At 48.3% G+C, this 13,229-nt stretch carries 9 protein-coding genes; 7 read left to right on the top strand and 2 right to left on the bottom strand.

Annotation, left to right across the window (positions count from 1 at the left end; genetic code table 11):
* The first annotated feature begins 27 nt into the window (after positions 1–27).
* From ACKPBX_RS04080 to ACKPBX_RS04070, 3 genes are read left to right on the top strand one after another with little or no spacing between them, the layout of a single operon-like run.
* Positions 28–861: a transporter substrate-binding domain-containing protein gene (locus ACKPBX_RS04080; RefSeq protein WP_086626953.1), complete on the top strand. Its 834-nt coding sequence runs from the start codon at positions 28–30 to the stop codon at positions 859–861.
* Entirely contained in the window at positions 861–1,583 is a 723-nt protein-coding gene (locus ACKPBX_RS04075; protein WP_086626954.1) for an amino acid ABC transporter permease, read from the top strand. The genes ACKPBX_RS04080 and ACKPBX_RS04075 overlap by 1 nt, the downstream gene beginning before the upstream one ends.
* Positions 1,580–2,239 carry an amino acid ABC transporter permease gene (locus ACKPBX_RS04070; protein WP_319996075.1) on the top strand — a complete coding sequence of 220 codons (660 nt, stop codon included), beginning with the start codon at positions 1,580–1,582 and terminating at the stop codon, positions 2,237–2,239. The genes ACKPBX_RS04075 and ACKPBX_RS04070 overlap by 4 nt, the downstream gene beginning before the upstream one ends.
* Before the next feature lie 342 nt (positions 2,240–2,581).
* Here ACKPBX_RS04070 and ACKPBX_RS04065 read toward each other — a convergent pair whose 3' ends face one another.
* Together ACKPBX_RS04065 and ACKPBX_RS04060 are read right to left on the bottom strand one after the other, a co-directional pair.
* Positions 2,582–3,478, bottom strand: coding sequence for a nuclease-related domain-containing protein (locus tag ACKPBX_RS04065; RefSeq protein ID WP_319996074.1), 897 nt, complete (start codon positions 3,476–3,478; stop codon positions 2,582–2,584).
* A 430-nt stretch (positions 3,479–3,908) separates the two neighbouring features.
* On the bottom strand, positions 3,909–4,796 hold the full coding sequence (locus ACKPBX_RS04060; RefSeq protein ID WP_319996073.1) for a fructose bisphosphate aldolase: 888 nt from the start codon (positions 4,794–4,796) through the stop codon (positions 3,909–3,911).
* A 136-nt stretch (positions 4,797–4,932) separates the two neighbouring features.
* Between ACKPBX_RS04060 and ACKPBX_RS04055 the strand changes: the two genes are divergently transcribed.
* From ACKPBX_RS04055 to ACKPBX_RS04040, 4 genes are read left to right on the top strand one after another with little or no spacing between them, the layout of a single operon-like run.
* Positions 4,933–6,534: a TIGR02677 family protein gene (locus ACKPBX_RS04055; protein WP_319996072.1), complete on the top strand. Its 1,602-nt coding sequence runs from the start codon at positions 4,933–4,935 to the stop codon at positions 6,532–6,534.
* Positions 6,518–7,720 carry a TIGR02678 family protein gene (locus ACKPBX_RS04050; protein WP_319996071.1) on the top strand — a complete coding sequence of 401 codons (1,203 nt, stop codon included), beginning with the start codon at positions 6,518–6,520 and terminating at the stop codon, positions 7,718–7,720. The genes ACKPBX_RS04055 and ACKPBX_RS04050 overlap by 17 nt, the downstream gene beginning before the upstream one ends.
* Positions 7,704–11,861, top strand: a complete 4,158-nt coding sequence (locus ACKPBX_RS04045) for a TIGR02680 family protein (protein WP_319996070.1) — start codon at positions 7,704–7,706, stop codon at positions 11,859–11,861. Before ACKPBX_RS04050 ends, ACKPBX_RS04045 begins: the two co-directional genes overlap by 17 nt.
* Positions 11,800–13,155 (top strand): DUF2399 domain-containing protein, encoded by a 1,356-nt coding sequence (locus ACKPBX_RS04040; RefSeq protein WP_319996069.1) that lies wholly within the window; start codon positions 11,800–11,802, stop codon positions 13,153–13,155. The genes ACKPBX_RS04045 and ACKPBX_RS04040 overlap by 62 nt, the downstream gene beginning before the upstream one ends.
* The last annotated feature ends 74 nt before the right edge of the window (positions 13,156–13,229 follow it).

Raw genomic sequence — 13,229 nt, 5'->3', positions numbered from 1 at the left:
AATACAACATTATAGGAGGAATTTGGTATGAAAAAGAAAAATCTATGGGTTTCATTATGTTTATCAGCTGCATTGTTCTTGGGTGCGTGCGGCAGTGACGCTACGGATACAGCAGATTCTGCAGCTGGATCTGCAACAGATGCTTCCGGTCAAGTGACTGTAGAGTCAATCAAGGAAGCTGGCGTATTGAAAGTCGGCGTTAAAGAAGATGTACCGAATTTTGGTTTAAGAAACACTGAAACAAACGAAATCGAAGGCTTTGAAATCGACATCGCTAAGAAAATCGCTGAAGAAATCTTAGGCGATCCTGAAGCAATCGAATTGGTTCCAGTAACCGCAAAAACGCGTGGTCCATTATTGGATAACGGCGAAGTGGATATGATCATTGCAACTTTCACTGTAACAGAGGAACGTAAAGAAACGTATAACTTCTCTGATGCTTACTACGTGGATGCAGTCGGCCTTTTGGTTAAGAAAGATAAAGGCTATGCAGGATTGGCAGACATGGACGGCGCTACAGTCGGGGTTGCCCAAAGCTCGACAACAGCCGATGCGATTACTGCTGAAGCTGAACAATACGGCATCACTTTGAACTATTCAGAATTCGCGACTTACCCAGAAATCAAAGCAGCTTTGGATTCCGGCCGTGTGGACGCATTCAGCGTGGACAGATCCATCTTGGCTGGCTACTTGGATGATTCAACTGAAATCCTGAAAGACCGCTTCGCTACGCAAGATTACGGTGTTGCGATAAAAAAATCAAACACAGAATTGGCAACATCTGTTAATGAATTAATCACTGCATGGGGAGAAGACGGCACTCTTGATGCACTGACTACAGAGTGGGGCTTGGGCGAATAATGAGAAGTACCAATCCATTCGCTCTCTGGCGTTGGGAAAGCCTTCTTGAAAACAGCAGCGACTTTGGAGCCGGATTTATCCGGACGCTCCTAGTCGCTGTGTTGGCGTTATTGCTGGCTTTGGTAATCGGGGTTGTCGTGGGGACCATGTCCACGGCAAAAGGCCGATTGCCTCGTGCTGTTGCCAGAATATACGTAGAAATGTTTCAGAATATCCCGTTGCTCATCCAAATCTTCTTCATGTATAACGGGCTTGCCATGGCAGGCTTGGTTTTGAGTGAATTTACAATCGGGGTAGTCGGTGTAGGGATATATCACGGTGCCTACATCGCTGAAGTCGTTCGTGCAGGGATCCTCGCTGTTCCGAAAGGCCAAGAAGAGGCAGCTTACTCAGAGGGCTTCAACTACATCCAAACAATGCGTTACGTCATCTTGCCGCAGATGGTCAAAATCATTTTGCCGCCATTGACCAATCAAGCCGTCAACTTGATCAAAAATACTTCCGTATTGGCGATCATTGCCGGAGCGGACCTGATGTATGTGGCAGATTCTTATGCTTCTTCAAGTTTGAACTACGGTCCTGCTTACGCAGTAGCCGGTTTGCTTTACTTCCTGCTTTGCTTCCCGCTTGCAACATTTGCGCGGAAATACGAGCAAAAACTGAAAGACAATGATTCGGTTGTCGTCAACATTGGCGTAGATATTCCGGAGGTGATGGAATGATGGAATCAATCAGAACAGTCTTCACACCATCGAATGTGTCGTTCATGATGGAAGGATTGAAACTGGCATTGCTGATTTCGGTCGGTGTCGTCATCCTTTCAATCATCTTCGGTACGGTATTGGGTCTGTTGCGTAATTATGATAAAAAATTCTTCGGAAAGTTGGCCGGTGCCTACATCGAGCTCTTCCGGAATACACCGTTATTATTATGGATGCTTTCATGTTCATTCTTGATACCGGGCAGCACGATCACCTTGAAAGGGTCTTTTGCCCTGTTCCTGTACACATCGGCAGTTGTAGCCGAAATCGTGCGCGGCGGATTGAATTCGATACCGAAAGGGCAATTTGAAGCTGGGCATTCGCAAGGATTCTCATTCATGCAGACTTTGAGATACATCATTCTGCCGCAAGCTTTCAAGAAAATCATCCCTTCGTTGTTGTCTCAAGTGATCACAACCATCAAGGATACGTCTTTCCTTGCCGGGCTGGGGATCATGGAATTCACAAGAAGTGGGCAAGTTATTCTCGGAAAAGTGACAAAAACTTCAGAAGTGTTTTTGGTCTATGGCTTCCTGGCGTTGGTGTATTTCATCATCTGCTTTACGCTTTCGGCAGTCGTCCGAAGCTGGCACAAGCGCAATGCAGAACATGCTTAACAATATGAATAGCCCCCGACTTACAGCTTATAACGCTGCAGTCGGGGGCTTTTTGTCTTTATTGGATTAATGGTACTTGCGTTGTCCGATAATCCGGAAGAATCGGACAACCGGAGAGCGAATGTAGTGCGGAATGTCCGATAAACCGGAAGAATCGGACAACCAGGGAACGACTGCAGTGCTGAATGTCCGATAACCCGGAAGAATCGGACAACCAGGGAACGACTGCAGTGCTGAATGTCCGATAATCCGGAAGAATCGGACAACCGGAGAACGAATGTAGTGCGAAATGTCCGATAACCCGGAAGAATTGGACATCAGTAGTCTTTATCTTTATTCACTTCAGCCGTAGTAGCTGCCGCGGTTTTTTCCTATCATTTGGTAGTCGTGCCTGAGAATTCTATAAATGCGCTTTTGATTTCCGCAACCACACCAGTCCATTATGCGGCTGGATGTCAATTTATCTTCCGGGAATAATGTGCGAAAATCCTCGATACTGGATTGTATGGCCTTTTTGACGTTTACTTTTTTCTCACATTTGTTGCAAGAGTGGAAATAACCGCTATAGATCTTCGATAAGGTTCCGCATTCTGGACAAATGATGCCTTTGTTTAAATCAGAATAATTATATTGCGGGTTTTTTCTTAGGTAAATCGGGTCATGCTGGTTTGTAAGCATTTCGGCCAGTTTAATTTGTTCAGTATTAAGTTGAGCTGGAGCCTGTATGTTTCGAAAATGCCCGAGAATCTGGCTCGGAAGAATAAAATTTGCGTCACTGGGTGCTCCTAGCAAAGTGAATTCTGGATTTACAAAAATGACATATGCCTCTACCTTCAATGAATACCCTTTTTCCAACAGTAAAAGTTCCAGACGAACCTTCGTTTTCTCCAATTGCATCGTTGGGTTTTCCAAAAAAGTACCAGATGTTCTTGTGAATTTTTCTTTTCCCCATTGATAGAGGCCCTCAAAATTCTTGATTTCATAAAGCACAAGCACTTTGGTAGAAATCATCAAAGCATCTATTTGAAATGATGAATTTCTGATTTCCAACTGAAGGTCGTTCAGGAACAGGTGATCAATTTTAAATTGTTTTGTGTACTCATCAAACAAAGATTCTCCATCGAATCCTTTTTTTAGGTTGAGAAAATAGTAGTAAGCATCTTTTGAAATCTTGGTTCGTGTGAGCAGTATTTCGTATATGCGAAGAACTTCAGGCTTTATCCGGTCTTTGTATGCCATAAAAATCACCTCAAATAAGTTTGTTGTTGCTATTGGTAATATACGCCAATAAAAACACTCAGCTTGATTGAGAGTAAGAAGTAATCCGGTGTTGGTTGTCCGATAACTCGGAAGAATCGGACAACCAGGGAGCGACGGCAGTGCGGGATGTCCGATAACCGAAAAGAATCGGACAACCAGGGAGCGACGGCAGTGCGGGATGTCCGATAACCGAAAAGAATCGGACAACCAGGGAACGACGGCAGTTCGGGATGTCCGATAATCTGGAAGAATCGGACAACCAGGGAACGACGGCAGTGCAGAATGTCCGATAACCATAAAAATCCGACAACCGGAGGCTAGATATAGCACAAGTTGTCGGATTCTTCAATTATTATTCAGTTTTGCAATCTATCTGAAAGAAAAGAGCACCCTGTGTTTTTTACATTTGTCAAACAATCGATGCGTCATAGATGGATTGGATCGATTCGGCCAAGCTGGTCCGGAATTCATCATCCGTCAGATCAACAGACAGGCCTTCGGATAACGCCCGCGAGAAGCTCGCGATCAATCCGGGATTGTGAGTCAATTTTTCGTTGGCTTCTTTCCGCGAATAGCCGCCGGATAATGCCACGACCCGCAACACTTGCGGATGGGCGATCAGTTCCTTGTAGAAATCATCCACACTCGGAATCGAAAGCTTCAGCATCACGAACTGATCCGGATTCAGCCCATCCAGCGCCGACAACAATTCTTCCTTGAGGATCGCTTCTGATTCAGCTTTGTCCGCACTGTGGATGTCGACTTCCGGTTCGATGATCGGGATCAGACCGGCCGCAAGGATCTGCTTGCCGACTTCGAACTGCTGGGCGACGACTTTTTTGATGCCTTCACGATTGGCTGATTTGATCACGGAACGCATTTTGGTGCCGAAGATGTGGCGCTCGCTTGCGCGTACAAGTAGGGCATCCAGATCCGGATTCGGTTTCATCAACTGGACGCCTTCCGCTTCCGTATCGAGTCCTTTATCGACTTTCAGGAAGGGCACGATGCCTTTTTTCTCCCACAGGTAGTCGGCCGTATAGAGGCCCTCAACTTTGCGGTCCATTGTCTGCTCGAACAGAATGGCCCCCAATATGTGGTCCGAACTGAATGCCGGCGAGGTGATGATGCGGGAGCGCATCTCATGGACAAGCGTGAACATTTCTTCTTCGCCGTTATAGCTGTCTTCCGGAATGCCGTACAGCGCCAGTGCCTTGGGCGTGCTGCCGCCGCTTTGGTCTAACGCCGCAATGAAACCTTTGCGATTTTTCATGATATCGAATTGCTCTTTGTTCATGATACAAACCCCTTTGCTTTTCAGATTTCCGAAATCCGGATCCTGTGCTGTTTTTTTGCGGAACGAGGATTTCTAAGGTCAGTATAGCACTAGTTAATTCTGCAGGAAAAGAATTGGAACTGTTGTGATAAAATGGATGTATCGTTATATTTTGATGCGGGAACAACGAATTACGGATATTAATATGGAAAGCTTTTTGCATACAAATCATGATCAAGGAGTGAGCATTCTGGCCGACGCAATCGAGTACAGTAAAATAAATGAAGCGAGTTATCTTTCCGCGGACAATTTCCAACGCTACCGCACCATCATGCACTTTTTCTATCAGCAGCATCGGAAAATGAACGATTTGCTGTACCGGGGGGACGTGCTGGAGTACATGCAGAGCCTTGCGGGTTTTGCGGATTACTCCGAAAAAGAATTGGATCAGGATCTGACTAGCCTGGTGGGGTGGCAAAATTTGGAGACGCGTCAGGAAATGAGCGAACCCAAAAGCATAGCGGAATACAAAAATAAACATTTCCGCTACCAGATTTCCGAAACCAGCATCGCGATCGAAGAGATGCTGGAAAAATTGAGCGGCAAGACCGGCCACAGCAGAGGGGCCTTGGATAAGAATACTTTTGAAAGGTTTCTTTCAGCCATAAGGGAGTTGGACCAACAATCCGACGAGAAGGAACTGTTCAATATTTGGCAGGATACCGTCACGCATTTTACGAGCATCAAAAACAACACATCCGATTACATCGGCTACCTGAACAGCGAGCGGACGGAAAGCCAGATGCAGACGGAGGCGTTCCTGGTCTTCAAAGATCAGTTCGTCTTTTATTTGCGGGACTTCATCGTCACAATGCAGAACACTTCCTATCAGATCCAGCACGCTTTGCAGGGCGTGTCCAAGGAAAAACTGTTGCTCGTCGCCAGATGCGTCGTCAACCATGAAAAAGAGATTCCCCGCTTCGATGAAACGGTTCTGGATGAGGGGAAACTGACGGCGGAACTTTTTGGGATTTGGGATACGATGCTTGCTTGGTTCATCGACGGGCAAGGTAAGTCAAGCGAATACAGTTCCTTGATGAAACAGACCAATCAGGCCATCAGCAAAATCACCCGGATGATCCAACGTTTCAGCGACCGCATGCAACAGCATCAGAGCCGGAAAAAGGACTATATCCATTTGGCTGATTGGTTCCTGAACTGCCGTTCTGTTGAAGAAGCGCATCAGCTTTCATCGCAGGTCTTCGGTGCTTTTCATTCGCAGCACTATTATGTGAAGCCCTCCGAAACCAGCAATAAATTTGCGGATATTTGGGACATTCCGGCAACCGTCCATGAAACGATTCCGCGGATCAGGGCGTACCGGGAACGGACAAGTGCGACGGCCTTCACCCGCAATACCCAAGCGAAGAAAGAAGCCGTAGCGGCACATCTGAAGCAACGGCAAGAACTCGAAAAATCCCTGCAGCACTATATCCAGAACGGAAAGATCGATCTGATCGAACATCCCTTTATGGATGCGTCGATCCGGAAATTGTTATTGAAATGGCTAAGCTTGTCTTTCCAGAATGAAGAGAGGACCATCGCAACCGAATTTGGCCAAATTTTCGCTATCAAGGTGGATAGGAGCGTAAAAGTCAGGTTGGAATCCGAAGACGGCTTCTTGGAGATGCCAAATGTGGTCTATATGCTAATCGACAAGGAAAATACAGGAGGTGACAGAAATGCCGGCAAGCAGTGAGGAAATCCGCGAAGGACTCAGTATCCTTTTTGAAAATTTTTGGATCATACGGGAAACCGATAAGGACGCCTACCATCAGCTTTTGCGTATCGAAAACGACCTGAAACGCGTCATCCAGAGAAACTTCGGATTGCGCTTGATCGTGCATGCTAAATTCATCAAGCTGGAAAAAATCCCTTTCGAGTCCCAGGATTGGATGGGCATCACAGCTTTCAATGAGCCGATGGATTATGCCCTGTTTGCCTGCGCGATGGCCTATACGGAGGATAAAAGCGAAGGTGCAGCATTTCTGATCAATGAACTCATTGATGAACTGGACCTATTTTATCCTGAACGGGGCCTCCTGGACTGGACCAATTTCAACCACCGAAAAAGCCTAGTGCGCGTCCTGAACGTGATGACTGACATGCAATTGATCGATACGATCGAGGGGAAGACCGATGATTTCGCGACCTCCGAGTCCAATGAAGTCCTCTATAAAGTCAGTCCCTACAGCAAATATTTCATGCGTTCCTATCCGGAAGACATCACTCAATTCCAGGACTGGCGGGAATTGGTGCAAATGGAGAAGGAGCGCGCCGACGATGAAACAAGCACAATCGCTTTCAGGCGGTTGATGATGGAACCCGCCATCCTCCGCACCGAAGAAAATGACAGGCTGTTTTATTACCTGCGCAACCAGCAACAGTACATCAGTGCTTTTTTTGAAAAAAATACGCCTTACACCTTCGAGTTGACGAAGGACGTGGCGATGCTGACGCTGGAAGAACGCCTGAAGCAACAGACCTATTTCCCGATGCTGAAATCCGCAGACGAGAGCTTGCTGCAGTTGGCGGAGATGGTCCGCACTTCGGATTATGCAGCGGACGCATATGGGTGCATCCATTTATCAAAAAATCAATGGCTGGCTTTGATCGGACAGCATGCCACGCAGAATAGGCAGGGCTGGTCGAAGGAATACCGCGAGAGTGTTGACAAGAAATTAGCCAAACTGATACTGGAAAATGGCATCAAATGGCGTTTCTTTGAAGAAGATGGAGACGGGAACGTCACAATTTTCCCGACATTTGCGCGCAATACAGGTAGGTACCCGCAGGACTTCCTTCAGAAATTGCTGGAGGAAAACGATTTGTCTGAGGAAGAATTTGATGGAGATGAGGGAGACAGCAGTGAACAAAACGAATAAATGGGTAATGAACAGAGCCGGACTCGTCAATTTCTGGTACTATGACGAACAATATTTTGATTTCGCAGATGGGAAACTGCTGTTGCGCGGTTCCAACGGATCGGGCAAATCGGTGACGATGCAGAGCTTGCTGCCTACTTTGTTGGATGGCAAGACGGACCCGACCCGTCTGGATTCCTTCGGCAGCCGCGCCAGAAAGATGGAAGATTATCTTTTGGGTGAGGAGCAGGTGTCGAAGATCCAGGAACGGACGGGTTATCTCTTCCTGGAATTCAAACGGAAAGAACAGGAATCCTATCTGACTGTCGGCATCGGTCTGCAGGCCAAACGGGGCGGCTCGCTGGGGAAATGGTACTTCGGCATCACCGACGGCAGGCGCATCGGCGTCGACTTCAGCCTGTTCGAGGAGCTGAAAAGAGAGCAACTGCAGCCTTTGTCCAAACGGCAATTGATTAATCGGATTGCAGAGGGCGGAAAAGTGATGAGCTCCCAGAAGGATTACCAGGAATTTGTGAATGAACGCGTTTTTGGCTTCGACAGCCTGGGGAAATTCGAGGATTGCATCAAGCTGTTGATGGAATTGCGCAGTCCTAAATTATCCAGGGAATTCACCCCAACAGCGATCTACAACATTTTGACGAATTCGCTACCCGCCTTGAAAGAAGATGATCTCCAGCCGGTTTCGCGGACATTGGAACAGATCGATGCCAGCCGTGAACGGCTCGGCCAGTTTGAGCGCGAATCGAAGGCGGTAAGCAAAATCCAACAGAGCTACGACAGCCTGTACGAAGAGAAATTGCGGCAGTTGGCGAACCGTTGGCAGGAAAACGACAGGACGACAAAGCAGAAGCAAGCCAAGATAGAGGCCGATGCGGCAAAACGGGATGAGCTCAGCGGCATTTTGGCTGCGTTGCAGAAGGAACAGGCCGAGCTGGACCTGAATCTTTCGCTCTGGCGGAAGGAACAGGATGAGCTGAAGCAGAATAAAGCCTATCAGCTGATCGAAAAGGGGACACAACTCAAGAATGATCTGGAGAGCAGTAAGAATGCTCTGCAAAGATACAGTGATAAGGTGAACAAAAAAGAAACTCAGGTTGCCGAAACCCGCAATAAGTTGGAAGGCCATATAAGAGATCTGGAACGGGCCGAAAAGGAATTGGCCGCTTTGACCGATGAAATGGCGGAACACGCGGAAGGCTCCGGCTATCTTTCCGAACATGAGCAGCATCTGGCTGACTTCGAAAGAAAGACAGGAGAACATTCCTTCGACTATTGGAAATCGACGAACCGCGACTATCTGAAGCATCTGCGCGACATGGTCTCGCTGTTCAAGGAACTGAACGCAACTTTGAGCATTCAGAAACGCATAGACAAGGAATTGGGCGACATAGCCGAAAAATTGGAAGCAGACCGTAAAAATCACCGCCATTGGCAGGGCATATTTACGGATGAAAAGGAAAAGCTGATCAGCGATTTCAGCCACTGGCAAAAGCAAGCGCATTTCACGGTGCCGCAAAACGAATACAGCGAGGTACTTCGCAGACTGGAAGGGCTGTATGCGAAAACGATCCAGTTTACTCAGGTCACTGAGCCGATTTATAAAGCCGCCAACAATGAAAAACAGCGCGTCAGCAATGATTTGCTGCCGATCAGAAGTCAGATGGAATGGATCAGGAATTCCATCACAGAGAACGAGAAGGAAATCCGCGCCTGGAAGAATGAGAAGGATCCGGTTCCGGAACGCACCAAAGCCAGCCGGAACTACCGCGAACAATTGGTGCAAGCGGGCATTGTGGCTGAACCTTTCTACTCCTGTATAGATTTCAGATCCGACTTGGCCGATGAGAAACGCAATGCCATCGAAAGCGCATTGATGGAGACAGGATTTTTGGATGCTTTGCTTTCTGAAACGAGTTTGGATTTGGAAGGCGACAGACAATTGTTGCCGAATCCGCAGTTCTTCACGCAGACATTGGCTGATTTCCTCGTCCCCGACAGCAGCGGGCGCAGTTTGGATGCCGGCTATGTGCAGGACATCCTCCAATCGATTGCAGTCATCGACGGCGGCGAGTCCGACTCCGCGGCTCCGATCATTGTGGAAGACGGAAGCTACCGCTTGTTTTCGCTGAGAGGGAAAGCGGACACGGACCATCAGGCTAGCTACATCGGCAAAGCCAGTCGGGAACGCTACAGGATGGAAAAGATCCGATCATTGGAGGAGGAAATCGATAGGCTGCAGGAAGAGCTGCAAACATCAGCTGAAATGGAAAGCCGATTGTTGGCAGCCTTGGCCGCAATCGATGCCGATCTGACGCGGCTTCCTATCGACAAGGAACTTGCCTTCGCCAACCAGAATATTTTGGAGATGGAAGGAGAAATCAGTCGCGGCGAAAACGAATTGGCGCGAAAACAAAGGGAACTGCAGGAAATCAAAAATCAGGCGGATAACTTAAGGCTCACGCTGCATCAAAAGGCTAAAGGCAATACGATCGGCTTTACCTTGGTTGAATACGAAGAGGCCGAAAAGTGCCAAGAAGATTATCAGGCTGCCTTCCAAGACTGGACGGGCACGGTCTCTGACCGGAAGCACATTGACGACAACAGAGCGGGAGCCGAAGAATTGCTGCGCGTGCAGCGTGAGGAACTCCAGGAAATGCTGGCGGAATTCGATGAAGAGGCAGCCAAGCAACATACGCTCGAACGGCAATTGGCTTCGAATCTGGAACTGCAGAAAATCAACAATGTCGCCGAAATCACCGAGCGGATCGAATACTGCATCCGGAACATCCGGAAAGGGGGAACCCGCAAGGAGTCTATCCAAGATGAGCGAATTGAACACAATAACAAGCTCACGGTCATCAGTCTGAACCTGAAACAAATCGAAGAACAGATCCGCTTCGAAAAACCGTACACGCAACTATGGCGGGATACCTTTGCGAAGGAAGTCTCCAGATACGGCAAAGGTGGGGATAAAGTTCTGGCTGCTTTAGCCGAAGACTACTTAAGGAATTGGACCAACCAAGAGAATCGCTTGACGCAGTTGGAAGGAAATCTGGATGCCGTCCATCGGCAAATGGAATCGGACCTGATTGACTATCGCCCGAAAATCATCCAGGATCAGATCATTGTGGCCCCGACTTGGTTCAACGAGTTCGAGGCCCAGGATTTCCGTGATAAGATTGAGATTTGGCATCACGCAAATCAAATCAGGATCTACGAAGTGAACTCGGAGGGTGCATGGAGAAGTCCGGATGACCTGAATAAAATCCTGGAGGACCAAATCGAAAAAACCAAGATGGTGCTGCGCGAGGACGATAAGGAATTGTTCGAACAGATCATTTTCCATTCGATCGGGAATGTATTGCGGACGCTAATCGGGAATGCCCAAAAATGGGTGTCCAAGATGAACGATATCCTCGAACATCAGGACAATTCTTCCGGGTTGACGCTTTCGATCAGATGGAAACCGAATGCGGCGGAAAGCGATGATGGCTTGTCGACGGCTCGTTTGGTGGAACTGTTGCGCAAAGACCAGAACATCATAAAGGAAAGCGATAGGGAAGCAATCAAGCAACATTTCCAGGGACGTATCGAGCAGGCTAAACAGATGCGCGACGAATCCAATGGCGAAGACAGTCTTTATCAGGTGTTGCAGGATGTGTTGGATTACCGGAAATGGTTTAGCTTCGAACTGTGTTATCACCGGAAAAACGAAGTCATGAAGGAACTTTCCAACAACAAGTTCAATCAGTTCAGCGGTGGCGAAAAAGCGATCGCGATGTATTTGCCGCTATTTACCGCCATGTACTCCCGCTATCAGGATGCCGGGAAGGACGCCCCTTACATCATCACGCTGGATGAGGCGTTTGCCGGCATCGACGATCTGAACATCGCCGAACTGTTCAAGGCCACGGAGCAACTGGAGTTCAATTATATGATGAATTCCCAGGCGCTCTACGGAGAATATCATACGGTCTCCAGCCTGAACACGTACGAACTGATCCGGCCCAAGAATGCGCCGACCGTCTCGACGATTCAGTACCACTGGGACGGGAAAGTGAAGACGCTGATGCTGCCTGATGAAGATGATCTTTTTGAAGATGCCAGTCCGGAAAGTGCTGGGGGTGGCCAAGCTGGATGAAAGGCTTAATGAGAAACTGAAGGCGGAAGCCATCCGCTATTTTGCGGGCAAACCAGTGATGGTCATCTGCATCAAACAGATCCATAAGAAATACGAGAGCTTCGGGTGCTTCACCGGCACGATCAGCAAGTCGCTGTTCAAAAAAGTCGATACAGAGCCGTTGCTGATGTTCATGGGCATTGCCCAATGGGAATGGGAAAAAAGCAAAAGCATCAAAATCAGTGACTTCCTTCGCAATTACGAGCAGAGTAAATTCGAGCCGATCCCTTTCGAGCTGGTTGTGGAGAGCGTAAGCGGCAAGCAGCTCAAAACGAAGCAGGAGCTCGCGGAAGATGCCGAAACGGAATACGGCTCTTTCCTGGTGGAGATTGGTGAGATTTATCCACTGTTCAGGGTGGTCTTCAGCCGCAACCGCAACACCGCATACTTGGGCTGGTTCCTGAAGGAGCCAAATGCTTGCTTGGCTGCCTTCAGGAACGTTGCGGAAGCCCTGAGGAATCTCCCGCAGGAATACACGAAATTACCGGTCTTCGCCCACCGCATCAGCGGCAATCCGCATGCTTTCGATTCGAGTGGTCTGACAGGACAGCTGCTTTTCATGATGTTGTATCATAAATATGCCGAAGCCGAGTCAGCCCAAGCGATGAACGGATTCTTGTCGAAAGCGGAACTGGAAAATGAAATCTACGGACTGTTCAAGATCATCAAGGATGACATCATGAATTTCACCGCCGTGAACGGGCTCATCGCCTATCGCGGGGAAGAGCCAATCGCCATGTGGCAGGATGCCTGTCTGGATCGGATCCCGTGGAATGTTCCGGTGCGCCAGCTTTTGGATATCTCATGGATCCGGCCCGGCAAAGGCAAACAGATTTTCCTGATCGAAAATTCAGGCGTGTATTCCATCTTGCTGGATGCTTTCCCGGACTGTCCGATGGTCTGCACGAATGGCCAGTTCCGCTATGCGGTCTGGCTGCTGTTGGAACGGATTCCGGATGAGGGGATCACCTTGTACTATTCCGGCGATTTCGATCCGGAAGGCTTGCTGATGGCGGATACGTTGAAACGACGGTATGGTGAAAAGCTTCAGTTGATCGGGATGACCACCGACCACTATTTGGCCTCAAAACCGGTAACGGAAATCGATGACAAAAGGCTGCAGAAGCTGAAGCGGGTTCAAGCGGGTGAGCTCCGCGGTCTGGCGGACCTGATGGCGGAAAAGAAAGTCGCCGGCTATCAGGAAGGGATTTTGGATGCGTTGCTGGATGAAATCAGGATTCTTCGCGAAGGTTAATAATGATGTTTTGTGAGCTGCAAGGAAGCTTGTTCACAATGTGTAACGCGTAAGGTTCATTTTTTTGTTGAAAC

Origin of the sequence: Trichococcus shcherbakoviae (assembly GCF_963666195.1) — a bacterium.
GTDB lineage: Bacteria > Bacillota > Bacilli > Lactobacillales > Aerococcaceae > Trichococcus > Trichococcus shcherbakoviae.
Note: the sequence above shows the minus strand (reverse complement) of the source record. Positions and strands in the feature narration are given on the sequence as shown.